Origin of the sequence: Microbispora sp. H10949 (assembly GCF_014161435.1) — a bacterium.
GTDB lineage: Bacteria > Actinomycetota > Actinomycetes > Streptosporangiales > Streptosporangiaceae > Microbispora > Microbispora triticiradicis.
Map to the genome: position 1 here is coordinate 644642 of NZ_JABBWZ010000001.1, position 24626 is coordinate 669267.

At 71.1% G+C, this 24626-nt stretch carries 23 protein-coding genes and 1 pseudogene; 10 read left to right on the forward strand and 14 right to left on the reverse strand.

Going from position 1 to position 24626, the window contains the following annotated elements:
- Window positions 1-88: 88 nt before the first annotated feature.
- Window positions 89-583 (reverse strand): ATP-binding protein, encoded by a 495-nt coding sequence (locus tag HHX40_RS02870; RefSeq protein WP_220498550.1) that lies wholly within the window; start codon window positions 581-583, stop codon window positions 89-91.
- Window positions 584-844: 261 nt separating this feature from the next.
- Between HHX40_RS02870 and HHX40_RS02875 the strand changes: the two genes are divergently transcribed.
- Complete coding sequence (locus HHX40_RS02875; RefSeq protein ID WP_182879290.1) at window positions 845-1744, forward strand: helix-turn-helix domain-containing protein; 900 nt, start codon at window positions 845-847, stop codon at window positions 1742-1744.
- A 30-nt stretch (window positions 1745-1774) separates the two neighbouring features.
- On the opposite strand, the gene HHX40_RS02880 is transcribed toward HHX40_RS02875, so the two are convergent.
- The 3 genes from HHX40_RS02880 to HHX40_RS02890 all read right to left on the reverse strand — a co-directional run bounded on the left by HHX40_RS02880 (window position 1775) and on the right by HHX40_RS02890 (window position 4246).
- Window positions 1775-2707 (reverse strand): LysR substrate-binding domain-containing protein, encoded by a 933-nt coding sequence (locus HHX40_RS02880; RefSeq protein WP_182879291.1) that lies wholly within the window; start codon window positions 2705-2707, stop codon window positions 1775-1777.
- A 70-nt stretch (window positions 2708-2777) separates the two neighbouring features.
- On the reverse strand, window positions 2778-3506 hold the full coding sequence (locus tag HHX40_RS02885) for an ABC transporter permease (RefSeq protein WP_182879292.1): 729 nt from the start codon (window positions 3504-3506) through the stop codon (window positions 2778-2780).
- Entirely contained in the window at window positions 3503-4246 is a 744-nt protein-coding gene (locus tag HHX40_RS02890) for an ABC transporter ATP-binding protein (protein ID WP_111700816.1), read from the reverse strand. The genes HHX40_RS02885 and HHX40_RS02890 overlap by 4 nt, the downstream gene beginning before the upstream one ends.
- A 64-nt stretch (window positions 4247-4310) precedes the next feature.
- Here HHX40_RS02890 and HHX40_RS02895 point away from each other — a divergent pair, with 64 nt between their 5' ends.
- Window positions 4311-5003 (forward strand): TetR/AcrR family transcriptional regulator, encoded by a 693-nt coding sequence (locus tag HHX40_RS02895; RefSeq protein WP_111700815.1) that lies wholly within the window; start codon window positions 4311-4313, stop codon window positions 5001-5003.
- Here the strand turns inward: HHX40_RS02895 and HHX40_RS02900 are convergent.
- On the reverse strand, window positions 4957-5637 hold the full coding sequence (locus HHX40_RS02900; RefSeq protein WP_111700836.1) for a TetR/AcrR family transcriptional regulator: 681 nt from the start codon (window positions 5635-5637) through the stop codon (window positions 4957-4959). The two genes, HHX40_RS02895 and HHX40_RS02900, sit on opposite strands and share 47 nt — an antisense overlap.
- Before the next feature lie 112 nt (window positions 5638-5749).
- Here HHX40_RS02900 and HHX40_RS02905 point away from each other — a divergent pair, with 112 nt between their 5' ends.
- The 4 genes from HHX40_RS02905 (at window position 5750) to rocD (ending at window position 9560) form a co-directional block, all read left to right on the forward strand.
- Complete coding sequence (locus HHX40_RS02905; protein ID WP_182879293.1) at window positions 5750-6799, forward strand: DMT family transporter; 1050 nt, start codon at window positions 5750-5752, stop codon at window positions 6797-6799.
- Window positions 6800-6932: 133 nt separating this feature from the next.
- Window positions 6933-7382, forward strand: coding sequence for an Lrp/AsnC family transcriptional regulator (locus HHX40_RS02910; RefSeq protein WP_111700813.1), 450 nt, complete (start codon window positions 6933-6935; stop codon window positions 7380-7382).
- A gap of 106 nt (window positions 7383-7488) precedes the next feature.
- On the forward strand, window positions 7489-8358 hold the full coding sequence (ddaH, locus tag HHX40_RS02915; protein WP_220498551.1) for a dimethylargininase: 870 nt from the start codon (window positions 7489-7491) through the stop codon (window positions 8356-8358).
- Entirely contained in the window at window positions 8355-9560 is a 1206-nt protein-coding gene (rocD, locus tag HHX40_RS02920; protein ID WP_111700811.1) for an ornithine--oxo-acid transaminase, read from the forward strand. Before ddaH ends, rocD begins: the two co-directional genes overlap by 4 nt.
- On the opposite strand, the gene HHX40_RS02925 is transcribed toward rocD, so the two are convergent.
- The 7 genes from HHX40_RS02925 to HHX40_RS02955 form a co-directional block, all read right to left on the reverse strand.
- Window positions 9529-11115 carry an alkaline phosphatase D family protein gene (locus tag HHX40_RS02925; protein WP_310737919.1) on the reverse strand — a complete coding sequence of 529 codons (1587 nt, stop codon included), beginning with the start codon at window positions 11113-11115 and terminating at the stop codon, window positions 9529-9531. The two genes, rocD and HHX40_RS02925, sit on opposite strands and share 32 nt — an antisense overlap.
- A gap of 10 nt (window positions 11116-11125) precedes the next feature.
- Window positions 11126-12046 (reverse strand): Gfo/Idh/MocA family protein, encoded by a 921-nt coding sequence (locus HHX40_RS02930; protein ID WP_182879294.1) that lies wholly within the window; start codon window positions 12044-12046, stop codon window positions 11126-11128.
- A 64-nt stretch (window positions 12047-12110) separates the two neighbouring features.
- Complete coding sequence (locus HHX40_RS02935; RefSeq protein WP_182879295.1) at window positions 12111-12752, reverse strand: M15 family metallopeptidase; 642 nt, start codon at window positions 12750-12752, stop codon at window positions 12111-12113.
- Between the two features lie 95 nt (window positions 12753-12847).
- Window positions 12848-14455 carry an FG-GAP repeat domain-containing protein gene (locus HHX40_RS02940; RefSeq protein WP_182879296.1) on the reverse strand — a complete coding sequence of 536 codons (1608 nt, stop codon included), beginning with the start codon at window positions 14453-14455 and terminating at the stop codon, window positions 12848-12850.
- Between the two features lie 117 nt (window positions 14456-14572).
- Window positions 14573-17575 (reverse strand): AfsR/SARP family transcriptional regulator, encoded by a 3003-nt coding sequence (locus tag HHX40_RS37520; protein WP_310737920.1) that lies wholly within the window; start codon window positions 17573-17575, stop codon window positions 14573-14575.
- A gap of 275 nt (window positions 17576-17850) precedes the next feature.
- Window positions 17851-18780 (reverse strand): NAD-dependent epimerase/dehydratase family protein, encoded by a 930-nt coding sequence (locus HHX40_RS02950; RefSeq protein ID WP_182879297.1) that lies wholly within the window; start codon window positions 18778-18780, stop codon window positions 17851-17853.
- A gap of 21 nt (window positions 18781-18801) precedes the next feature.
- The gene (locus HHX40_RS02955; protein ID WP_182879298.1) at window positions 18802-19143 is read right to left on the reverse strand and encodes a YrdB family protein; all 342 of its coding nucleotides are present in this window, start codon (window positions 19141-19143) and stop codon (window positions 18802-18804) included.
- A 107-nt stretch (window positions 19144-19250) separates the two neighbouring features.
- Between HHX40_RS02955 and HHX40_RS02960 the strand changes: the two genes are divergently transcribed.
- Window positions 19251-19949 (forward strand): TetR/AcrR family transcriptional regulator, encoded by a 699-nt coding sequence (locus HHX40_RS02960; protein WP_182879299.1) that lies wholly within the window; start codon window positions 19251-19253, stop codon window positions 19947-19949.
- A gap of 52 nt (window positions 19950-20001) precedes the next feature.
- Here HHX40_RS02960 and HHX40_RS02965 read toward each other — a convergent pair whose 3' ends face one another.
- Window positions 20002-20700 (reverse strand): hypothetical protein, encoded by a 699-nt coding sequence (locus HHX40_RS02965; protein WP_182879300.1) that lies wholly within the window; start codon window positions 20698-20700, stop codon window positions 20002-20004.
- A gap of 204 nt (window positions 20701-20904) precedes the next feature.
- Between HHX40_RS02965 and HHX40_RS02970 the strand changes: the two genes are divergently transcribed.
- Window positions 20905-22155, forward strand: coding sequence for a hypothetical protein (locus HHX40_RS02970; protein ID WP_182879301.1), 1251 nt, complete (start codon window positions 20905-20907; stop codon window positions 22153-22155).
- 125 nt (window positions 22156-22280) lie between these two features.
- Here HHX40_RS02970 and sigJ read toward each other — a convergent pair whose 3' ends face one another.
- On the reverse strand, window positions 22281-23249 hold the full coding sequence (gene sigJ, locus HHX40_RS02975) for an RNA polymerase sigma factor SigJ (RefSeq protein WP_310737921.1): 969 nt from the start codon (window positions 23247-23249) through the stop codon (window positions 22281-22283).
- A gap of 152 nt (window positions 23250-23401) precedes the next feature.
- On the opposite strand from sigJ, the gene HHX40_RS02980 reads away from it, so the two are divergent.
- On the forward strand, window positions 23402-23914 hold the full coding sequence (locus tag HHX40_RS02980; protein WP_182879302.1) for a carboxymuconolactone decarboxylase family protein: 513 nt from the start codon (window positions 23402-23404) through the stop codon (window positions 23912-23914).
- Between the two features lie 112 nt (window positions 23915-24026).
- Window positions 24027-24323 (forward strand): annotated as a pseudogene (locus HHX40_RS02985) (type IV toxin-antitoxin system AbiEi family antitoxin domain-containing protein); the annotation flags it as partial.
- Window positions 24324-24626: the final 303 nt, after the last annotated feature.

The window sequence follows — 24626 nt, forward strand, 5'->3', positions numbered from 1 at the left end:
GCGCGGCCCGGGGACGGCGTGCGGGAAGACGGCGGGAAGAGGGACGGCCCGGAGGCGGGCGGGACGCGGCCCGGCGGGCGGCGGGCGGTCAGTAGGAGGATCGCGCGTCGAACAGCGCCCAGACCACCTTCCCGCCGCCCCGGGTGAGGATCCATCCCCAGGCCGCGCACAGCGCGTCGACCAGGTGCAGCCCGCGGCCGGACTCCGAAAGATCGTTCCAGGGAGACAGCGCGGGCACCCGCGCACTGGCGTCGCTCACGCCACAGCCGATATGAAAACGGTGCCTCACCAGCCTCAGCCGGATCGGCGGGGCGCCGGCGGGCTCGGCGGGCGCGTGCCGGAGCGCGTTGGTCACCAGTTCCGACACGACGATCTGCGCGTCGGGCACCAGGTCGCCGGCGTCCCAGCCGCTCAGCGTCCGGGCGGTGAAGTCCCTGGCGACTGCGGGCGAGGTGGTGCGCCCGTGGATGTCACACGTCGCCGACGCGGGCAGGGACAGCCCGGCGACGTCGTCCCCTTCGAACATCGCGGTCAGCCACGAAGGCGCGGTCGCGGCTCCCGGGCCTGCCAGGTCTGCTGTCATCGCGGGTCCCTCAGGTCTCACCATTACATGATGTGAATTTCCCTGCCGTCGTGTATCTTGCCCTGCGCCTTGCGGGTGCAAGCGCGCGTGCACGTGCAAATGTCGGATGCCATCGACTTTTCGTGGAAGTCCCCAGAAAACCCCGCCTCGGACCCCATCCGGTAGGATGATCAACCGAATACTCCTCCGTCCGACCTGTTTCGCCCCTCGGACACCCGGTTTCACGAGGCAATCACCCGGAGCGTCGCCAATGGAGACCACGTGAACGCGCAGGCGGAAAACGCCCCCTCGTTACCGTTCGGGCTCGCCCGAAGCGGCCCGACCGCCCTGCGGCTGGTGCTCGGCGCGCAGCTCAGGCGGCTTCGCCGGGAGAGCGGCATCACTCCGGAGACGGCCGCGCACACCATCCGCGCGTCCCACGCCAAGATCAGCCGGTTGGAGCTCGGCCGGGTGGGCTTCAAGGAGCGGGATGTCGCCGACCTGCTCACGTTGTACGGCCTGACCGACCCGGACGAACGGGCGGTGCTGCTGGACCTGGCCCGTCAGGCCAACCTCCCCGGCTGGTGGCACAAGTACAGTGACGTGCTGCCGGGCTGGTTCGAGTTCTACGTCGGGCTGGAAGAGGCGGCGTGCCTGATCCGCTGCTACGAGCTGCAGTTCGTCCCCAGCCTGCTGCAGACCCCCGAGTACGCGCGGGCCACCGTACGGGTGGCCAACTCGGGACGGTCCGCCGACGAGGTCGACCGGCACGTGGACCTGCGGCTGCGCCGCCAGAAGCGGCTGACCGGGCCGGACGCCGCGACGCTGTGGGCCGTGGTGGACGAGGGGGTGCTGCGCCGCCCGGTCGGCGGCCCGGAGGTGATGCGGGCCCAGCTGGAGCATCTGATCGAGGTGACCAGGCGGCCGAACGTCACGCTGCAGGTCGTGCCCTTCGACCGCGGCGGGCAGTTCACCGTGGGCGGGCCGTTCTCGGTCCTGCGCTTCGACGCGCCCGAGCTGCCCGACGTCGTCTATCTGGAGCAGCTCACCAGCGCCCTCTACCTGGACAAGCCGGAGGACACCGAGGCGTACACGCAGGTGCTGAACGCGATCTGCGTGGAGGCCCACTCGGCCGAGCGGACGACCGCGCTCCTGGAGGAGCTGCTGGCCGCCTACCGGTGACCCGCCGGACGGCGTCCGGGACGGCCGCGCTCACCCGCCGGACGCCTGGCCGGGCCGCCGGCCGGAGAAGAACGCCTGGCAGGTCTCGGCGAAGGCGACCGCCCGGGCGGTGGGCCGCACACCGCGCACCGAGGCGAGCACGACGTCGAGCGCCGGAACGTCGTCGCTGATCGGCACGCACGCCACCCGCCCGCCGTCGTAGGTGTGGTCGCTGTCGGCCCGCTGGTTCAGTATCGAGTAGCCGTGCCCGCCGGCCACGAGCGCGCGGGCGGTCTCGTAGCTCGACGTCCGGAAGCGCACGCGCGGTTCCGTCGGATAGATCGCCCGGAAGTAGTCGCGGCTGCGCGGCAGGTCGAGCAGGATCATCGGCTCGGTGGCCAGGTCCGCCAGCGACACCGCCTCCGCCTCCGCCAGCGGATGCCCCACGGGAAGCAGTGCGTACGGCCTGGCCTGGGTGAGCGGCCGGATGTCGAGATCGAGGGCGAGGTCGATGGCGTAGACCAGGGCGACCTCGCACCTGCCGTCCAGCAGCGCCGCCTCCATCGTGGACAGCTCGCCCTCGGCGACGCTGACCCGCACCCCCGGATAACGCCCGGCGAACTCGCGCAGCAGGCGCGAGAGGTAGAACGGCGCGAGGGTCGTCAGGCAGCCGACCGCGAGCTCGCCGGTGAGCGAGCCCGCGAGGCCGCGCGCCGACTGGGCGAGGGCCGCAGCGTGGGCGAGGAACTCCCGCGCCTCGACGAGGAAGCGCTCGCCCGCGCGGGTCAGCGACAGGCCGCGGGCGTGGTGGCGGATCAGGAGCTGGACCCCGAGCTCCCGCTCGACCTGGGCGATCGCGGCCGAGATCGCCGACTGCGCGACCATGAGCTCTCTGCTGGCCGCGGTCATACTGCCGAGCTCGGCCGCGGTTACGAAGTAACGCAGCTGGACGAGGGTGAAGTTGGCGTCCGCCACGCCACCCATTGTGACCGTCTCCGGGCCCGCTGGCGCCCGCGATCCGGTATCAACTTCGAATGCCTTTTCCGGCCCCTGATCAGGCCTTTTCCCAACGGAAACGATTCGCGCCCAGCGCGAGCCCCCCGATCGCGAGGGCCAGGGACACGACCACCCCCCACAACACGGCCGACGCGCCGTAGGAACCGGAGAACAACGCCCGCAGTCCCTCGACCGCGTACCGGAACGGCGTGAGACGCGACGCCACGTCGAGCCAGGCGGGGGCGAGCGACATCGGCAGCAGCGCGCCCGACAGCAGCATCAGCGGGACCACCACGGTCGACATCACGGGCGCGAACAGTTCCTGCCGCATCGTGAGCGCCGCCGCGTACGACAGCGACGCCATGCCGACGGACAGCACGGTCATCAGGAGCAGGGCCGCCAGCACCCCCGGGAGCGGCGCCCGCAGCCCGAGCGCGTAGCCCGCCACGATGATCGCGACGGCCTGCACCAGCAGCACCAGACTGTCCCTGAGCACCCGGCCGAGCAGCAGCGTGACCGGGCTCACCGGGGCGACCCGGAGCCGTTCGAGCACGCCGAACCGCTGGTCGAAGACGATGCCGAAGCCCGCCATCCCCGCGCTGGTCAGCGCGAGCTGCACCAGCAGGCCGGGCACGAGGACGGCCCACGACCCGACGCCGCTGCGGGCGAACAGCGGGCCGAACAGCACGAGGAAGAGGAACGGCTGCACGGCGCCGAAGGCGAGGTTGACCTTGCTGCCGAAGGAGGTGCGCAGGTAGTGGCCGGTCAGGACGGCGAGAGCGGTCACGCGGCGGCTCCCTCGCGCAGCTCGCGGCCGGTGACCGCGAGGAAGACCTCATCGAGCGTGCGCGCGCCGTGCTCGGCCTTCAGCCGGTCCGGGGTGCCCTCGGCGACGATCCGGCCGTGGTCGATGATCAGGATCCGGTCGCAGAGCGCGTCGGCCTCCTCCAGGTAGTGGGTGGTGAGGAAGACCGTCACGCCGTCGCGCTCGCGCAGCCGCCGGATGTGGTCCCACAGGTTGGCGCGGCTCTGCGGGTCGAGCCCGGTGGTGGGCTCGTCGAGGAAGAGCAGCCCGGGCCGGTGGAGCAGGCCCATCGCGATGTCGAGCCTGCGCTTCTGGCCGCCCGACAGCATGACCGTCGTCCGCTCCTCGACCCCGGCGAGGTCCAGGGCGGCGAGCAGGGAGGTCACCCGGGCGCGGGCCTCGGCCCGGCTCAGGCCGTGCAGGCGGGCCTGGAGCACGAGTTCGTCCCCGACCGGGGTGAACGGCCCAAACGCGCCGCCCTGGGCGACGTAGCCGATGCGCCGGCGTACGGCCACCGGGTCGGCGAAGAGGTCGGCGCCCGCGACCGTGGCGGTGCCGGACGTCGGACGCAGCAGCGTGGTCAGCATGCGCAGGGTGGTGGTCTTGCCCGCGCCGTTCGGGCCGAGGAAGCCGACGATCTCGCCCGCGGAGACGTCGACGTCGATCCCCCGGACGGCCTCGGCCGTCCCGAACGTCTTGGTGAGCCCTCTGACGTGAATCATGCTCGGTAGAGTAACACCAAATTTGGAGTCACTTAAAGTTTGTGTTCGTCCTTAGAATCGAGGCATGGAAGAGGGCCTGCGGGAGCGGAAGAAGCGGGAGACCCGGCAGCGGATCTCCGACATCGCGACGGGGCTGTTCCTGGTGCGGGGGTTCGACAACGTCACTGTGGCCGAGGTCGCGCGGGCGGCCGACGTGTCGGTCAACACCGTGTTCAACTACTTCCGCACGAAGGAGGACCTGTTCCTCGACCGCAGTGAGGAGAGCATGGACGTGCTGGCGCGAGTGGTCCGCGAGCGCCGGCCCGGCGAGACGGCGGTCGAGGCGGTGCGGCGCGACTTCCTCGCGGCCCTGGACTCCGGCGACTGGCGCTACGGGATCAACGAGGGCGCGGACGTCTTCGTCCAGCGGATCCGGGAGAGCCCGGCGCTGCAGGCCCGGATCGAGATGATGAGCCGGCACCGCGAGGAGCGGCTCGCCGCCGTGCTCGCCGACGAGACCGAGGCGGATCCCGACGACATGACCCCGTCCCTGGTTGCGGCCCAGATCCGCGCGGCGGTCGAGGCGCTCACCCGGCACTTCGCGATGCGGCGGCTCGCCGGCGAGGAGGGCTCGGGCATCGTCGCGGACCTTCGCGCGCACGCCGAGCGCGCCTTCGACCTGCTGGAGCGTGGGGTCGGCGACTACTGCCTGCGGCCCGGGCCCCCGGCCGTCAGCCTCCCGCCAGCCGGTGAGCGGACCACACCAGCGCCTCGGTGACGCGGTGCTGCGAGAGGCCCAGGGTCCGCCGCTGGAACAGGTACACCTCGGGCGCGAACGGCGCCAGCACGCCGTCGGCCATGCCGTCCGGATCCGGCGCCCCCGACTCGGTCAGCAGCATCCGGACGTGCGCGCGCCAGAAGCCGTACGCGCCGGTGCCGAATCTGGCGCTGCCGGTCTCGGCCCCCAGGACGAGGTGCAGGTGACGCTCCAGCAGGTCGACCATGGCGACGCAGAACGCGGCGAGCCGCTCGGCCGGTGAAGCCCCCGGGCCGAGCGGCGGCGGCCCGCTCAGGATGTGCTCCTGCAGCCGCCGCTCGTGCTCGTCCAGCAGCGCCGTGGCGATCGCCGCGACGTCCGGATAACGGCGGTACAGCGTCGCCCGCCCCACGCCCGCCTCCTTGGCGATCTCGTCCATGGTGACGTTCCGGGCGTCCCCGGCGGCGAAGAGCCGCTCGGCCGCCGTGAGCACGCGTACGCGGTTGCGCGCGGCGTCCGCCCGTTCCCGCACCGGGGCCGGCCGGACCGGCTGGAGATCGAGCACGAGCGGTTCGCGGCCGGTCCCGGACGCGTCCGGCGATGGCACGCCGCCGTTCGACCGGTTCACCCCGGGTTCCCTCACCCCGTCGCTCATGGCCTCATCGTAGACCGGCGACCCAACCATGTGGACATCGCGTCCGGTTGTCGCCTAGGCTCATATGGACACAGTGTCCACTTATGTGAGTTCCCCTGCCGAGAGGATGGCGATGCACTCCCTGTTCCTCGCCGCGGCGCTGCTGGCCGGCTGTCTGCTGGCCGTACAGGCGTCGGTGAACCTCCAGCTCAACAAGGCCGTCGGCACCCCGTACGGCGCCTCGACCCTGCAGCTGAGCGTGGCCACGGCCGTGCTGGCGCTGCTCGCGGTCACCGTGGGCGCGATCGGCGCGCTCCACCTGCCGCCTGGCGTCCCGTTCTGGCACCTGCTCGGCGGTCTGGCCAGTCCGCTCTACATCACCAGCGGGATCCTGCTCTTCCCCCGCCTCGGCGCCCTGGCCGCGGCGGGGCTGTTCGTGACCGGGCAGATGTTCGCGTCGCTGGGACTGGACCTGTTCGGCCTGCTCGGCGTCGCGCCCAAGCCGCTCAGCGCCGGCATCGCGCTGGGCGCTCTCGCCGTCCTGGCCGGCATCACCGTCGTCATCCGCGGCCAGAGCCCGATCCGGACACCGGCCCAGACACCAACACCGGCACCGGCGCGGGCGGCCTCCGGCACCCTCGGCGGCGGTGTCTCCGGGCGCGGTGGGAGCACCGGCGCCGGCGCTCCGGCGGCGACCGCCGGGACGGCCCCTCGGCCGGGCGGTCTCGGCCGGAGCGGCTGGGTCCTGCTCGGCGTCGTCGCCGGCGCGGTCCTGCCCGTGCAGGGCGCGGTCAACGCCCTGCTGCGCAGGGAGATCCACCAGCCGGTCGCCACCGCCGTGATCAGCTTCGTCGTGGCCACGATCACCATCGCCGTCGTCCTGGCCGCGCTGCTCGCGCTGGGCCGCACCCCCCGGCCGCGGCTCGGCGGGCTGCGCACGATGCCCTGGTGGGGATGGCTCGGCGGCGGCTGCGCAGCGGTGTACGTCACCGCGACCTTCACGCTGATCCCCGCGATCGGCGCCGCGGCCACCGTCGCGCTCACCGTGACCGGCCAACAGCTCGCCTCCGCCGTGATCGACCACCACGGCCTGCTGCGGTTGCCCCGGCGCCCGCTCACCGCTGCGCGCCTGGCCGGCCTCGCCCTGCTCATCGCCGGTTCTGTGCTCGTCCAGCTCGCCTGAGCGGATGGGCCGCAGGAGAGAACGGGCGCGGCGCCGTCCGATCGGCGGGAGAACGCGGAGGGGCGCGGACCCTGCGGGGGCGTCCGCGTCCGCGAAGCCGCGCGGGTGAGTCGGCGGCTGTATACAGGTCCACGTGAGGTTGGACGAGCTCGATCGCGCCATCATCCGGGCCCTCGTCGAGGATGCCCGTGCGACATACGCCGAAATAGGCACTCAAGTGGGGTTGTCGGCTCCGGCCGTGAAGCGGCGGGTCGACCGGCTGGTCGCCACCGGCGCGATCACCGGTTTCAGCGCCCGGGTCGAGCCGTCGGCCCTGGGCTGGACGACCGAGGCGTACGTCGAGCTCTACTGCCGGGGCAAGACCTCCCCCGCCGAGATCGGGCTGGCGGTCTCCAGGCACCCCGAGGTCGTCTCGGCCTGCACGGTCACCGGTGAGGCCGACGCCCTGCTGCACATCCGCGCGACCGACGTGCGGCACGTCGAGCGGGTGATCGAGCGCCTGGCGGCCGAGCCGTTCGTGGTGCGGACCAAGAGCTCCATCGTGCTCTCCCGGCTGATTAACGGATCGCCGCAATCGGGGTGAAGGACGCAACCGATCCCCAGGTGATCGCAACATGGGCGCATTGGATTGCCGTCCGCCGATTCCTACGCTGAAGTCCCGTTCACCGGTTTCCCGCTTGGAGTCGACGATGACAATCGCGCCAGAGTCCGCGGCCACGGAAAGTGGTCGTACGGGCACGGCCAGGCACTTCCTGATGTGCCGGCCCGAGTTCTTCACGGTCTCGTACTCCATCAACCCCTGGATGCGGCCCGAGAAGGGCGCCGACACGGCCACGGCGCTGCGGCAGTGGGAGAGCCTGAAGCAGGCGTACGAGAGCCTGGGCCACCGCGTCAGCCTCATCGACCCGGTGGAGGGCCTGCCGGACATGGTGTTCGCCGCCAACGGCGCCCTCGTCGTGGACGGGCGGGTCTACGGCGCGAGGTTCGCCCACCCGGAGCGGGCGGCCGAAGGGCCCGCGTACCTGCGGTGGTTCGTCGAACAGGGATACGAGACACTGGAGGCGTCCTTCACCAACGAGGGCGAGGGCGACTACCTGACGCTCGACGAGATGATCCTGGCCGGGACGGGCTTCCGCACCGACGTGGCGGCGCACATGGAGGCCCAGGAGTTCCTCGGCCGCCCGGTCGTCACGCTGCGCCTGGTCGACCCGAGGTACTACCACCTCGACACCGCCCTGTTCCCGCTGGACGGCCGCAACGTGGCGTACTATCCGGAGGCGTTCAGCGAGGGCAGCAGGAGGGTGCTGCGGCGGCTGTTCCCCGACGCCGTGGTCGCGACGTCCGCGGACGCGGAGGTGCTGGGCCTCAACGCGGTGAGCGACGGCCACAACGTCGTCGTCAACGCGGAGGCGACCGGGCTGGTCCTGGAGCTCAAGCGCCGCGGTTTCGAGGTCGTCCCGGTCGACCTGAGCGAGCTTCGCAAGGCCGGTGGCGGCCCCAAGTGCTGCACATTGGAAATAAGGACGGGGGAGATCAGGGTGAGCGGGGAGATTCGATGAGAAGCGAGGACCACATCAGGCTCGGTGAGAGCCACAGCGCGCACAACTACCACCCGCTGCCGGTCGTCGTCCGGTCGGCGGAGGGCGCGTGGGTCACCGACGTCGAGGGCAGGCGATATCTCGACTGCCTGGCGGGCTACTCCTCGCTGAACTTCGGCCACGGCAACCCGGTCGTCCTCGCGGCCGCCCGCGAGCAGCTGGACCGGCTGACGCTGACCAGCCGCGCGTTCTTCCACGACCGGTTCGCCGGTTTCGTGACCGGTCTGGCCGAACTGTGCGGCAAGGACATGGTCCTGCCGATGAACACCGGCGCCGAGGCCGTCGAGACCGCGATCAAGGTGGCCCGCAAGTGGGGTTACGAGGTCAAGGGCGTCGCCCCCGGCCAGGCCAACATCGTCGTGATGGAGGACAACTTCCACGGCCGCACCACGACCATCGTGGGCTTCTCCACCGACCCCGACGCCCGCGGCGGCTTCGGCCCGTTCGCCCCCGGCTTCCGGATCGTGAAGTACGGCTCGGCGGAGGCGGTCAGGGAGGCGATCGACGAGAACACGGTGGCGGTGCTGCTGGAGCCGATCCAGGGCGAGGCCGGCGTGCTGGTCCCGCCGGACGGCTACCTGGCCGCCGTCAGGGAGATCTGCGACGACGCGAACGTGCTGTTCATGGCCGACGAGATCCAGTCGGGCCTCGGCCGCACCGGCGAGACCTTCGCCTGCGACCACGAGGGCGTGGTGCCCGACCTGTACGTCCTGGGCAAGGCCCTCGGCGGCGGGGTGGTCCCGGTGAGCGCGGTCGTCGCGAACGAGGACGTGCTGGGCGTGATCCGTCCGGGCCAGCACGGCTCCACCTTCGGCGGCAACCCGCTGGCCTGCGCCGTCGGCGACGCGGTCGTCGGGCTGCTGCGCACCGGCGAGTACCAGGCCAGGGCGCGCGACCTCGGCGCGTTCCTGCACGAGCGCCTCGCGGACCTCGGCCCCGGGGTGGTCGCCGTACGCGGGCGCGGGCTGTGGGCGGGCGTCGACATCGATCCGTCGCTCGGCACCGGACGGGAGATCAGCGAGGCGCTCATGCGCCGCGGCGTGCTCGTCAAGGACACCCACGGCTCGACGATCCGCCTCGCGCCGCCCCTCGTCGTCTCGCGGGACGACCTGGCCTGGGCGACGGACCGGCTCAGCGCGGTGCTGCGGGAGGCTCGGGCCTGATCGTCACCGTGTCGTGGTCGCCCGTGTCGGTGAACCACGTGACCACGGCCTCCCCGGGCGCGAAGTCGACGGCGGTCATCATGTTGGGGAACCAGGGTCCCTTGCTGATGCGCCAGCGCAGCGACGGCCGGGGCAGGCCGCCGGCCCGGGCCAGCAGCCCGCCGAGCAGGCCCGCCAGCCCGAACGACGCCACGATGTTGGCGAAGCGCAGCACGCGGCTCAGCGGGTTGCGGATCGGCGAGCAGACGATCTGGTGGATGCGTCCTCCGCCCTTCCGCCGTACCGAGGCCATGTAGGAGTAGTGGACGTCGCCCGACAGCAGCAGGACGGTCGCGGGCGTCCGTCCCCGCTGACCCGAGGCGACCTCGACCAGCACCCGCGCGAGGTCCTCGAACGAGCGGCGGAAGGCCCCCCAGTGCTCCAGGTCGAGGAACTGCCGCACCCGTTCGCCCCACCGCGCCGCCCGGCGGCCCCAGATGCCGTCGCAGACCGCCTCGTTCCAGCCCTCGACGTGGTGGATCCCGGACGGCAGCAGGACCGGCAGCGACGACCCGACGACGAGGTGGCCGAAGTCGCCGGTCGCCTGCTTCTCGAACCAGCTCCACTCCTCCGCGTCGATCATCCGGCGGCGTCCCGGTTCGAGCGTCCGGGCGCTGCGGCTGTCCAGGATGACGAGACGGGTGTCGCCGAGGTCCCGGTGATAGCTCCAGCGGACCGAGTCGGGCTCCGCGTCGGCCCGCCGGGCGAACTCGTCGAGCGTCTCCTCGCCGGCGCCCGCCCGCAGCGCGGCGAGCACGGGATCGGCCTCCCGCTCGGCCGGCGGGATGTTGCCCAGGTGCTGGTAGACGTAGTAGGACCCCAGAGCGGAGACGATGCGCCGGTGCCACCACGGCACCTGCGCCATCTGCTCGCGCCACGCCGACGAGGTGTTCCAGTCGTCCCTGACGTCGTGGTCATCGAAGATCATCAGGGTCGGGACCGTGGACAGCAGCCAGCGGACCGCCGGATCGGACCACGCCTGGCGGTACAGCTCGGCGTACTCCTCGAAGTCGACGACCTCCTGCGGGCCCTCGAGCCTGCGCCCGGCGATGAAGTCCTTCATGTCCGGGGTGAGCTCGTCGGCGTACACCTGGTCGCCGAGGAGCAGGATGAGGTCGGGCCGGTCGTCCGGCGACTCCATCAGGCGCAGGCCGTACGCCCGCAGGACGTCCGGGCCGTGGGTCCGCACGTACGGCTCCTCGTGCGGCACGCTCGTCCGGCAGGAGCCGAAGATCAACCGGTTGAGGGCGGTGACGGGGTGGATCACACTCGGCGGCAGGCCGTCGTCCCCCGGCCACACCCGCCGGTCGTCGAGGTCCACCTCGTAGGCCACCGGCCCGTCGATGCCGACGTCCACCAGGGCGTAGTGGTGGCCGTGCACGGTGAAGGTGTGCTCCTCCGAGGAGGCGTCCCCGGCCCGCACGCGGACCGTGCAGGGCTCGGACGTCTCCACCCACACGGTCGCGGCGGACCCGTCCACGTGGCGCAGCAGCGGGCCCAGCACAAGTTCTGACACGAGTACCTTCCTACTGCAAAAGGGTGGTAATGCGCGACTCGTGCTCGTTCGTCCGTCGCACGATCTCCTCGCACAACTCGTGCGTGACCTGCGCGTCCTCGGCCGTGAGGACCCGCCCCTCGCCGACCGCGCCGAGGAACTCGGCGACGGCCTGCTCGATCCCCCGCTGCCGGGCCACCGGGACCCAGTCCGCCCGCCTCGCGAGGGTCTCGCCGCCGTCGAGGTCCACCACGTCGCCGAGGTTCACGACCCGGCGCTTCCCGCCGCCGCCCATCACCTCACAGGTCTCCTCGGCCGCGCCGCTGGTGCGGCTCATCACGCCGATCGCGGTGAAGCCGTCGCCGCCGAGCGTCAGCACCACGTGTTCCAGCAGGCCGTCCCGCACCCGGGTCCTGATCGCGGTGTCGGTGATCTCCCCCGGCGCCAGGAAGCGCAGCGTGTCGGCCACGTGGACGAAGTCGTCGAAGATCACCGTACGGGGGTCGCCGGGCAGGCCGCGGCGGTTCTTCTGCATCACGATCACGTCGCGCGGCAGGTCGCGCAGGGCGGCGTACCCGGGGGCGTGCCTGCGGTTGAACCCCACCATCAGCGACCTGCCCCGCTCGCCTGCCAGCCGTACGAGCCCGGCGCTCGCCGCGGCGTCGTACGCCAGCGGCTTGTCCACGTAGACGTGCACGCCGGCCTCCAGCAGAGCCGTCACGACGGGGACGTGCGCCTCGGTCGCCGCGTGCACGAACGCCGCGTCGATCCCCGCCCCGATCAGGCCGTCCAGCGAGGCGAAGCGGGCCGGGATCCGGTACGCGTCGCCGAGCCGGTCGAGGACCGCCCGGTCGCGGGTGCAGAGCAGCGGCTCGATCCCCGGCGTGGCCGCCAGCACCGGCAGGTAGGCCTTCCGCGCGATGTCTCCCAGGCCGATGATCCCGACTCTCATGCCTGGGGAGCCTATCGGCGTGCTGTCTCCGCTCTCCGCCGGGTGGGGTCACGGCCGGGGCGGGTCAGAGGCCGGCCGGGGTCACGGGTCCGTAGCGTGCGGCCGGGGCCTTGGTCGTGTAGGCCCAGTAACGGTCGCCGTAGGACCAGTGCCACCACTCGCTGGGGTAGTTGACCATACCGACCGTTGTCAGCACCTCACCGAGAATGCGGCGCCGTCCCCGGGCCTCCGCGGAGATCGCCGTGCTGGCGGTGTGGCAGGCGCCGGTGTCGGTGTCGTTCACCTCCGTCCCCAGCCACAGTTCGCGCCCGTCCGTCTCGCACAGGGTCAGGTCGACGGCGGCTCCGGCCACGTGGGGCGCCACCTCCGGCGGGGAGATGTAGCGGCCGGCCCGCCGGTGGTACCAGTCCTCGTCGTGACCGGGGTGGGCCGCCCGGAGACGGTCGACGTGCCGGTTGAAGTACCGGGTCTGCAGTGCGACCGGCCGGAAGCCCTCGACGATCAGGAAGCGCAGCCCGGGCCGCAGCAGGGTCTGGGCGGTGACGAGGCGGTCCACCACACCGAGGCGAAGGTGGGCGTAGGCGCCTTCCGGGTCGGCCAGGCGTTCGTCGAGGCGAAGCGCCTGAACGGTACGCAGGTCGAGCAGTGTCTCTCCGCACTCGTCCACGGGTATCCGGCTGATCGCGGGATCGGAGAGCAGGATCATCTCGTCGTCCTTCCGATGGATGGAGAAGGCCCCGAGGCCGCCCGATCAACGGATCGGGCGGCCCGTGGGACCTGTGCGACGTCCGCGGGTGACGGTCAGTCGGTGGGGGCGGAGGTGAGGAGCTTGTTGCCGAAGATGCTCCAGCCGGTGCCCAGGCTCTTGTACGGGGCGAAACCGAACGCGGTCGCGGTGCTGGAACTCCGCCAGATCAACAGCTCGTCACCACCGTTGAAACCGATGATGTCGCTCTTGCCGTCCTTGTCGAAGTCGGCGCCGAGGAATTTGCTGACGGTGCGCCACCCGGTCGAGACGAACACACCGGCGGTGGAGAAATTCCCCGGCGTGCTCGTGTTGCGGTGAATCCACAGATCGCTGCCCGCGACCCCCGCGATGTCCTTCTTCCCGTCACCGTCGTAATCCGCCAGCGGAAGAAGCTGCGTGAAAATCCCCCAGCCCGTACCCAGACTCTTGTACGGCGCGAAACCGAACGCGGTCGCGGTGCTCGTACTCCGCCAGATCAACAACTCGTCACCACCGTTGAACCCGATGATGTCGTCCTTACCGTCACCGTCGAAGTCCCCCGCCATGAACTTCGAGACCGTGCGCCACCCGGTCGAGACGAACACGCCCGCGGTGGAGACGTCACCCGGCGAACTCGTGTTCCGGTGAATCCACAGATCACTGCCCGCGACCCCCGCGATGTCCTTCTTCCCGTCACCGTCGTAGTCGGCCAGCGGAAGAAGCTGCGTGAAAATCCCCCAGCCCGTACCCAGACTCTTGTACGGAGCGAAACTGAAAGCGGTCGCGGTGCTCGTACTCCGCCAGATCAACAGCTCGTCACCACCGTTGAACCCGATGATGTCGTCCTTGCCGTCACCGTCGAAGTCCCCCGCCATGAACTTCGAGACCGTGCGCCACCCGGTCGAGACGAACACACCAGCGGTGGAGAAGTCACCCGGCGAACTCGTGTTCCGGTGAATCCACAGATCACTGCCCGCGACCCCCGCGATGTCCTTCTTCCCGTCACCGTCGAAGTCACCAAGCGTCTGGTACTGGGGTGCCGGAGGCGGCGACTGCGTGTCGTCGACGATGTTCTTGTAGCGGATCGGGCGGAAGTTCTGCATGCTCGACCACGACTCGTCGCCCACCTGTCCGTGGGAGTTCGCCGTCGGCCCCTTGGCCCAGTCCTGCTCCCAGCCGTTGCCGTCGGGACTGCCCGTGCCGTTGAGGGAGTAGGTCCACGCGCCCTTGGTGTGGTCGGCGGAGTCCTTCCACCGGGCGAACAGTTCCATGTGGCTCGATTTGAGGATCGCGTCTCCGGGCTTCAGATCGTGCAGGCTGCCCAGATACTCCTTTCCGCTCCAGGACGCGAAGTCGTAGGTGCTGTTGCCGCCCTTGCCGGAGTTCGCGGTGATGTGCCACGCCATGGAGACCAGGCCGGAACAGTCGGGGCCGTACTTGTGCCCTCCGTCCACGTCGGTGTAGAGGCTGCTCGCGCTGCGGCTCTGGTTGTACTTGACCCCGCGGTCGACCCAGTTCTGGGCGCGGGCGAGCACCTCGGAGCGGGTGATCTGGCCATCGGCGACGGAGGCGGCCGCGGCCGGCGTGGCAGTGGTGAGGCTGGTCACCGCGGCTCCCGCGAAGCCGAGGGAAGCCGCCGCCGCCATGCTGAGCGTGCCCGCGATAAGGCGGTTGAGTTTCATGGGGCCTTCCGGTGGAGAGGTGGTGTTCGTCCTCGTGCACCGGAAGACTCGAGCAAGGCGCTGAAAATACGGTGAAACTCCGTGGAGGATGGTTTTCAGCGGTTAGCAGCAGGCGTTTCAGGGAGCGGAGGCGCCGGTGAGCTCGCCGTACTCGCGGGCGCCGTGGTCGCGGAAGACCGTCAGCACCCGCGCCCGGATCGCCGCCGCCGTCTCGACGTCACCTCTCGCCTCGTGCAGGAGGGCCAGCGTGTACTCCGTACGTGCCTGCCAGAGCGGAGCCTCCATGCCTTCCCACACCCCGATGGCGGAGGTCAGGCACGCGGCCGAGTCCGTCAGGTTGCCGTCGGCGAGGTGCAGCTCGCCCAGGGTCCGCAGGGCGATGCCGAGCCCCCACTGGTCTCCCATCGCCTGGCAGGTGGACAGCGCGCCTTCGAGTGGGGCCAGGACCTGCCGCGTCTGGCCCAGGCGGAACCGGGCCTTCGCGCACGCACGGACGGAATACGCTTCCAGCAACCGATCGCCGAGCTGGACGAAGATCTCCGTCGCGGCTTCGGCGGTCCGGATGGCCGCGTCGTAGTCGCCGACCGCCCGGTGGAACAGGCTCATGGTGCGCAGGGTCACCGCCTCGCCGCGGCGGCTGCCGAGGCGGCGGTAGCCGGCCAGTGACTCCTCCAGACCGGACCAGGCCGCCGGATAGTCCCCAAGCTCCAGTCGCACCGAGGCGGCCAGCCGCCGCAGGTACGTGACACCGAGATCGTCGCCGAGGCCGGTGAGGAGGACGTCGGCCTGGTCCAGAAAGTGCAGCGCCTCGACCAGGCGGCTCGCCTCCCGGCAGGTCACGCCGAGCCCGGACAGCGCCACGGCCTGGCCGCGCGCGTCACCCATCTCCCGGAAGGCGGCGAGCGCGTGGCCCAGAAGCCGGCGCGCCTCCGGGAACCGGTCCTGGAGATAGCGCAGGTGGCCCAGCTCGGCCAGCATGGTCGCCTCGCCCTTCCGGTCGCCCGCCCGGCGGGCCGCGGCCAGCGCCGCATCGTTGATCCGCTCCCGTGACTCGAACCTGTTGACGCCGAGGAACGACGGACCGAGTCGCGCGGAGGCGAATTGGCAGACCATGTCGTGCAAGCCCAGCACCGCGGCGCGCTCCAGACCGACGACCAGCGCGGGCTGTTCGATCTCGAACCAGTCGTGCGGGGCCGCCAGCACCCGCGCGGTCAGCTGGTCCGGGATCGCCGGGGCGGTCGCGGCGGGGTGCATCCAGTCGATCTCATCAGGCGGGGCGTCGGCCGCCACCTGGTCGGCCAGGGCGAGCCAGCCCCCGAGCACCCGGCCCGCGGCCGCCGTGAGCCGTTCGGACGGCTCCTCCGCCTCGGCACGCTCGCGTCCGTAGATGCGCACCAGGTCGTGGATCCGGTAGCGGAGCGCGCCCAGGTCGTCGACTCGGCTGAAGTCCACCATCTGGGCGTCGACCAGGCGTTCCACGATGTCTTCCGCGAGTTTGTCGTCGATGTCGCACAGCCAGGCGGCGATCCACGGGGAGAACTCCGGAACCCCCAGGTGACCGAGCCGCCGCAGCGCCCGGCGTTCGTCGTCGTCCAGCCCCCGGTAGCTCAGCTCGAAGCCGGCCCGCACCTCCAGGTCGGCGATCGCCAGCTCGTCCAGCCTGCGCCGCTCGTCGGTCAGCCGGTCGGCGAGCAGCCGCAGCGGCCATCGCTGCCTGGTGGCCAGCCGGGCCCCGGCGATGCGGATCGCCAGCGGCAGCCGGCCGCACAGGTCGACGATGTCGTGGGCCACCGCCTCCTCGGCGGCCACCCGCTCGGGTCCCACGATCCGGGCGAGCAACTCGACGGCCTCGACCGGTTCGAGGACGTCCAGGTCCGTACGGCGCGCACCACTGAGTGCTCCGAGCCGGTTGCGTGAGGTGATCAGTACGCCGCCGGCGCCACCCGGCAGCAGCGGGCGTACCTGCGGCTCCCCGGCGGCGTCGTCGAGCACCACCAGCACCCGGCGTCCGGCCAGCAGGCTCCGATAGAGCTCGGCCCGCTCGGCGGTTGCGGAGGGAAGAGCATCCTGACGCACCCCGAGCGCCTTGAGGAACCTCCCCAGCACCTCGCCCGGATCGGCGGGAGCATCGCTCATCCCGCGCAGCTCGGCGTACAGCCTGCCGTCGGGGAAGGCGTCCGCGACCTGATGGGCGACGTGGATCGCCAGGGCCGACTTGCCGCTGCCGGCACGACCCGCGACGACCTGGATCATCGGGGCTTCTCCCGAGGTCAGCGCCGTCACCAGGGCCGCGCTCTGCGCGGAACGGCCGGTGAAGTCCGCCGGCGCCAACGGCAACTGGGCGGGTACGGCGAGGCGGACCGTCTCCCCGGACGGCGGCGCCAGCAGTGAGGGGTCGCCGCGCAGGATGGCGTGGTGGAGGGCGGTCAGCTCGGGCCCCGGGTCCACTCCGAGGTCCTCGGCCAGGATCCGGCGGCCCTCCCGGAACGCGGCCAGCGCGTCGGACTGTCGGCCGAGCCGGTACAACACGGTCATGTACTGGCCGCGCAGCCGCTCGTTGAGCGGATGGCGCCCGACCAGCGCGGCCAGTTCCGCCACCAGCCGGCCGTGCCGGCCCAGCGCCAGGCCGGCGGCGATACGTTCCTCGGTGGCGGTCAGCCGCAGTTGTTCCAGCCGCGCGGCCTCCCCCGCCAGCGGCGAGTCGCCCAGCCCGGCCAGGGCGGGCCCGCGCCATAACTCCAGCGCGGAGTCGAGCAGCCCGGAGGCCTCCTCGGGCGTGGCCGCGCCGCGCGCGTCGGTGAGGAGCCGTTCGAACAGGTCGGCGTCCAGCGACCCGGCGGGGATCCGCGCCAGGTAGCCGGGTGCGCGGGTGACGATCACGTCCGGAGCCCCGGCACGGGTCAGCGCCTGGCGCAACGTCTTCACATAGGTCTGAACCGCCGCCTTGGCGGTCTCCGGCGGCTCGTCCGGCCAGAGGATGTCGATGAGGCGGTGCATCGGCAGGACGTGCCCCCGCTCCAGGAGCAGCGCTGCGAGCAGCGTCTTCGGTTTGACTCCCCCCAGCGGGACCGGGATCCCGCCGACCGCCACCTCGACCGGCCCCAGCAGTCGAAACTCCACCCGCCACTCCCCTGTCACGTCGTCCCCCCGGACGTAGCCCCGGCGGCTCCCCTGCTGCCGGGGCGTGGAACGCGGTCCCGTAGGAGCGCGTGAGTGCGGAACCACAGGGTGAGGCCGCGCCTGTCGTCGTCGGCCGGCGCGACCGCCCGCCCATGCCGGCCGGGGTCTCCAGGACCGAGCGCCGACGAGGGCGGGATCGTGCAAAGATCTTCAAATCAGCATGGCTGAGCCGGAATCCCCAGCGCAAGGGTCAAATGTCGTGACTTATGCGCTCCTCAGCGCGATCGCCACCACGCGACCGCCTCCTTCACCCCGTCCTCGACCGGCGTCGGCGCGAAGCTGAGGACCTCCTGCGAGGCCGACGAGTCGAGCACGTACGGCCGGTCGAACTGGTAACGGGTCTCCCCCAGCTCCCGCAGGAACGGCACGACAAGGCCACCCGCCTTGAGCAGCACCGCCGGCAGCCGCCGCAGTCGCGGCGCCCGGACTCCCCCGGCCTCGCACACCATCTCGGCGTACGCCCGCATCGTCACGGGCGGGGCGGTCGGGACGTGCCACGGCCTGCCCCACGCCCGCTCCTCCTCGGCCGCCGCCACCAGGGCCCGCACGACGTCGGGCAGGTACGTCCAGCTGTGCGGGATGTCGGGGTCGCTCACGACGGTGGCGGTTTTGCCGGCGAGCAGCGGCTCCAGGAGCCTCGGCCCCAGGTAGGACTGGTCGGACGAGCCCGGGCCGTAGTAGTCCGAGCCGCGCACCTCGGTCACCCGGACCCTGCCCGCCTCGTGGGCCGCCCGCATCTCCTCCCACATCCGCGCCCTGACCCTGCCCTTGGTGCCCGTCGCGGCGAGCGGCAGGTCCTCGGTCATCGGGCCGTCCACCGGGCCGTACCCGTAGAGGTTGCCCAGCGTGACCAGCACCGCCCCGGACGACTCGGCGGCGGCCAGGAGCGAGGCCGCGACCGGCGGCCAGTCCTCCTGCCAGCGGTGGTAGGGCGGGTTGACGCAGTTGTAGATCGCGTCGGCCCCTTCCGCGAGCCGCCGCATCACGGCGGCGTCACCCGCGTCGGCCGCGACCCGCGACACCCCCGCGCGCCTCGGGCCCGAGCCCGAACGGGTGACGACGGTCACCTCGTGCCCCCGCCCGGCCAGCGTCTCGGCGAGCCCGCCGCCGACCTGTCCCGCTCCCACCACGACATGCCTGCCCATGATCTCTCCTTGTTGATGTCATTACTGCGTCAGCAGCCGCAGCGCGGCGTCGGCCACGTACACCACCGCGAACACCACACCCGCGGTCACCAGCCCGGAGGCCGCCAGCGCGGCCGCTCCGGCGCCGAACCACACGACCTCGAAGGCTCCCCGGGCGAATCCGTGCAGCTGGTACGGCGCCTTGCCGCCGGCCATGAACAGTCCCCAGAGTGTCGCGAACGCGGCCGGTGTGCCGAGCCCCAGCAGGATCCGGACCACGATGTTCGCCTCCCGGGTGAAACCCCAGCGGGCCAGCGCGATCAGAACGCCGAGCTCCAGGAAGAACATGAGGGCGGCGGCCGCCCCCTTGACCATGGTGAGCATCGGCACTCCTTGCGTTCGTCGCTCCGTTACGAGAGCAATGCTCTCTCATGAGAGCGCGAGTCGTCAAGAGCGGTGCTCTCGAATCGGTGCTCTGATAACATCGGGCCATGAACGCGAGCCGTACCGCACGGGAGCGGGTCAGGGCGGAACTCATCAGGGAGATCACCGACATCGCGCGGCGTCATCTCGCCACCGACGGCGCCCCGGGCCTGTCCCTGCGCGCGGTGGCCCGGGAGATGGGGATGGTCTCCTCCGCCATCTACCGCTACTTCCCCAGCCGCGACGACCTGCTCACCGTGCTGATCGTCGACGCGTACAACGCGATCGGCGAGGCCGTCGAGCGCGCCGACGCCACCCGCCCACGCGACGACTTCACCGGGCGCTGGCTCGCCGCCTGCCGCGCCGTCCGCGAGTGGGCCCTGGCCCACCCGCACGAGTACGCCCTGCTGTACGGCTCGCCGGTGCCGGGCTACCGCGCCCCGGAGGACACGATCGGCCCGGCGTCACGGGGCACGATCGTGTACGGCCGCATATTGGCGGACGCCCAGCGGGCCGGCCGCCTCGCCCCTCCGCCGATGTGCCCGCCGCCGCCCCCGATCCTGTCGCAGGACGCGGAGGCCGTACGCGCGGTGATGCCGGGCGTGTCCGACGACGTGGTCGCGCGGGCGCTGGTCGCCTGGACCGGGCTCTTCGGAATGGTCAGCTTCGAGCTGTTCGGCCAGTTCAACAACGTGATCGAGCACCGGGCCGAGCTGTTCGACCACAACATGACCTGCCTGGCCCATCTGCTCGGTTTCTCCGAATAGCGCTCCTCCGTGAAAAAAGGCGGCCGAGGGATTCTCGGCCGCCTTTCCCCTGTTACAGCCCCGCCTGCCTGACCGCGGTGCGCCAGTCCTTCGCGATGGCCTTCTGCGCACGGGCCAGCGGCACGTCACCGGCGCAGACGGCCCTCCACAGACGGCGTTCCACGGCGTTCTTGTCCGCGGCGCTCCTGCCCCTGACCTTCCACACGGGCTCCGGCCAGAGGTTCTTCACACTCTTGGGCGATCCGCCGAGGAGCAGCGGAATGACGTGGTCCTCCTCGTAGCGGGCCGGCCTGCGGTCCGGGTAGCCGTACTCGGCGATCTGCCTGACCCTCAGCGCGCTCAGGTAGCTCGCCACGGGCCGCACCTTCGCGGCGAAGCCGGCCCTGCAGATCGTCGTACCGATGGTCGCCTGGGTGACGGCGGGGTTGCGCGTGCCCGGCTGGCAGCGGGGATCGGGCAGGGGCAGGTAGGCCCGCGAGCACTTCGCCCTGGCCGGCTTGGTCGTCGGCTTGGGAGTCGGGGTCGCCTTGGGAGTCGGCTTGGGGCTCGGCTGGGAGCTCTGGCCCGACGAGGAACCGGCGGGCTTCCACCTCCAGTACGAGCCGTCCTGGACGCACTGGTATCTACCGCCGCTCTCGGAATATCCGTACAGGCCGTGGGCGGCGGCAGGGCAGAAGGCGCCGGGGGTGACACATTCCCAGTGGTCCCCGACCTGGCGGTAACAACTTGCGACGGACGCGGACTCTGCCACGGCCGATTGGGTCTGAATCGGTACAAACAGGCCGATAGCCACAGCTAAGGCGAACAACAGAGAACGAACGCGCAAAACCACTCCTCCACTCGGGTGGGACAACCGAAAAGAGGACGCATGGATGAGACGCAGGTTTACTTCTGATACTTATATGACCCGTAGGCAATTTACCGTTTTATCCCCTGCCCCCTTCAGGAGCCGACGATGGACGACGAGATTCAGCTGATCAGCGACGGCGACGGCCTGGCGGTCATCGGGGATCCGTCGGCTGTCGAACGCTTCCTCGTCTCCGAAGGGCTGCCGTCGAAGGACCTCGGACTGCCGAAACTCGGATCCGTTCTCCGTGCCGGGTCCGGAGCCGCACAGGCGGGTTCCAGGATTGCCGCCGACTCAGGGCGCTGGGTGAAGCTGACCAAGGAGTCCGCGCAGCTTGTCGACAAGTACGGGCTTAGGGAAAGCTCGAAGACAGGACTCAGCACAGGTGTGCTGAAGGGAAACAAAGGCCAGATCAAAGGGTTCGTCGAATTCGCGAAGGGGGCGCGTCTGACCAACCCGGCGCTACTGGCCGGTGCCGCTGGGCTAATGGCGCAGCTCGCGATGCGGCAGACGATGGACGAGATCACCGACTATCTCGCCAAGATCGACGAGAAGGTCGACGACGTCCTCCGCGCCCGGAAGGACGCTGCGCTGGCGGCGATGATCGGAGCGGACCTCGTGATCGAGGAGGCCATGACCATCCGGGACCAGGTGGGCCGGGTCTCCGAGGTCACGTGGTCGAAGGTGCAGGCCACGCCGACGACGATCGCAAGCACCCAGGGGTACGCCTTGCGGCAACTCGATGGACTCGCGAAGAAGATGGAGCAGCAAACCAAGATCGGTGATCTCGCTAGGACGTCCCAGGAGGCCGAGGTCACGGTTCAGGAGTGGCTCGCCGTTCTGGCTCGCTGCTTGCAGCTGCAGGACGCGATCGCCGTGCTCGAACTCGACCGGGTGCTGGACACGTCTCCGGAGGAGCTGGACCAGCATCGCCTCGGGATTCGGGCCGCGCGGCGGAAGCGGCTGGAAATCATCTCGCGGAGCACCGAGCGTCTGATAGCCCGCATGGACGCGGCCGCCGGCACGGCCAACGTGAAGGTGTTGCTGCACCCGACCACTTCCCAAGCTGTGGTGCATTCGAGCAACCATGTCGCGATCGCCGTTATTGACTTCCATGGGCGGCTCGGCATTGAGCGCAGCCGGCAGTCGCTGGAAGCGAGACGATGGGTGGACGCGGCCGTGGAGGTGAGGGACAAGGTGCTCGAAACAGGAGCGGAGGGCGTCGACGCCGCCAGGAACCTCGGCAACGAGACCCTCGACCGGGCCAGGTCGGTGACCGGCAAGCTCTCCAGCGGGATCGCGGAGCGAGCCCTCCGCCTGCGCGGGGGCGACGCGGAACGCGACGAGAAGGCTGAGTAAGCGCCGCCATCGGTCACGTGGACGCGGTGGCGAGACGAGTCGGCACGGCCGCGCGTTCCGTTACCCATCAGCGCTGTGGCTCCCCTCGCGGCACGAGTCAGCACGACCGCGGGGTTCAGGGGCCGTCAGCGCTGTGACTCCTCTCGCCACGGGTGGAGCTTCTCGGGGTTGCGGACCGCCCAGACGTGCCGGACCCGATCGTCCACGACGTCGAAGGCCATCACGACCTCCGTGACGCCGTCTCGCTGCCCGACCAGGCCCGGCTGGCCGTTGACCGTACGCTCCAGGAGCGTCAGGCCGCCGGCCTTGCCGATCAGGGCGACGGCGTAGCGCGCGACCTCCTCGGCGCCTTCGAGCGGGAACAGCAGGGCGTCGACCACCCCGCCGCCGTCGGCGATCACGGTGGCGGCGGGGTCGAGCAGGCCGATGAGGGCGTCGATGTCCCCGGTCTCCCATGCCTGCTTGAAGTTCCTGACGACCCCGGCCTGCCGGGCCGTCGGAGCCGCCGCGGGACGCGACGCGCGGACGCGGCGGCGCGCCGAGGAGGCCAGCTGGCGGCACGCCCCCGGCGTACGGCCGACGATCTCGGCCACCTCCGCGAAGGAGTGGCAGAAGACGTCGTGCAGGACGAACGCGACGCGCTCGGCCGGGGTCATCGATTCGAGCACGACGAGGAAGGCCATGCTGACCGACTCGTCGAGAGTGACCCGGTCGGCCGGGTCGGCCTCCTGCCCGGCGGCCCACTCCGCGCGGTCGGGCAGCGGTTCGGGGATCCACTCGCCGACGTACCGCTCGCGCCGGACCCGCGCCGAGCCCAGCAGGTCGAGGCAGATGCGACCGGCCACCTTCGTCAGCCAGGCGCCCGGGGACTCGACGGCCTCCCTCCGCGAGGGGGACATGGCGTACCAGCGGGCGTACGTCTCCTGCACGACGTCCTCCGCCTCCGCCAGGGAGCCGAGGAGCCGGTACGCGAGATTGATCAGCTGACGCCGCTCGCTCACGATCGCGCTCAGACCCGGGTCGATCGGGCCGTCCGCCGGCTCGGACTGGATGGTCATGTTCTCGCCGATCCCCTCGGTCTCGTCCGCCTTCACCACTACGACGAGACGGCCGCGCGGAATGTGAGGCCGGCGCGTCGCCTCACATTCCCGGCGGCCGCGTCGTCGGACAACCGGGACGCCGTACGCACGGAACCCGCGCCGGCCCTTGGGCCGTAGAACCGCTGAAACTCAGGAGGAATGACCCCATGACGACCACTCCCCCAGCAACCAGGGAAGACAGTCTCCAGTCGCGGCTGCCCGACCCCGTCCAGTTCTTCCCGGAAGAGGTGGCCGCGCTCGCCGGAGCCATGCTCAAGGCCACCCGGAACGGCTCGATCCCGCAGACCACCATCACCCTGGTGCAACTCCGCGCCGGGCAGATCGTCGGCAGCACCTACCACACCATCCGGCAGACGGGCGAGCTCCGCAAGGCCGGGGAGACCGAGGAGCGCATCACCGCCGTGGCGACCTGGCGGGACGCCCCCTACTTCACGGACGCGGAACGGATCGCGCTGGAGCTCGTGGAGGCCGTGCTCACTCCGAACCCCTCCGGGGAGCGCGTGCCCGACGAGCTGTACGCCAGGGCCGCCGCGCAGTACGACGAGAAGGCCCTCTGGACGCTCACGATCGCAATCGGCCAGATCTGCTTCTTCATCCCTGTCGCCCTCATCGCCCGGCCGATCCCTGGTGAGGCCCCCGGCAGGAACTACCGGAAGTGACGCGCCCTCGGCGCTGAAGAACGTGAGAGGCGGCACATAAACGACGGGGGCGCCGCCTCTCACACGTTCCCCCACTCGACGCGGCCCCCGCTCCGCGTCGTTCACAGCCCGGCAGGCGACCTGCCGGGGCGCGCACCGCCGTGACCTCAGCCGCCTGGTCCGGGCCGGGGTTCTCGAACACGTGGCCCACGGCGTCTACCGGGTGGCCGGTGCTTCCCGCCCGGAACTGGAGGAACTGCGGGCCGCATGGCTCCAGCTCGCCCCCGAACTCCAGACGGACCGGCGAGGAGCCGCTCACGGAGTCGTCGACGACCTCGCCGCAGCCGTGGCACCCTACGCCGCGGCCTACGGACTGCCCGACGCGACCGGTCAGGAGTTCCTGGAGCACCTGACCCACCGATGCCGCTGAGGCACACCGCCGCGAACTGCTTCACGAGGCCGAGCTGTACGCGCCGAATGAAGCGATGTGGACAGCCGGGTACGCCACCGTGAAATCGGGCCTTATTTGGAGCCGGCCCTGTCCACACCGGGGAGCGGCGGTGGGGAAGCCTGCTCCCTCGGGCCGCTGCGAGCGATCGCTAGTCGTAAGCCACGAACCAGTCGAGAGACCGCTCAACAAGCACCTGTGCGGCGGTGAACTGCCCCGAGGACGCCGGGGCGCTATCCGCCCAGACGGAATCCCGGGCGGGGCTGGAAACGACTCGACCGCGCT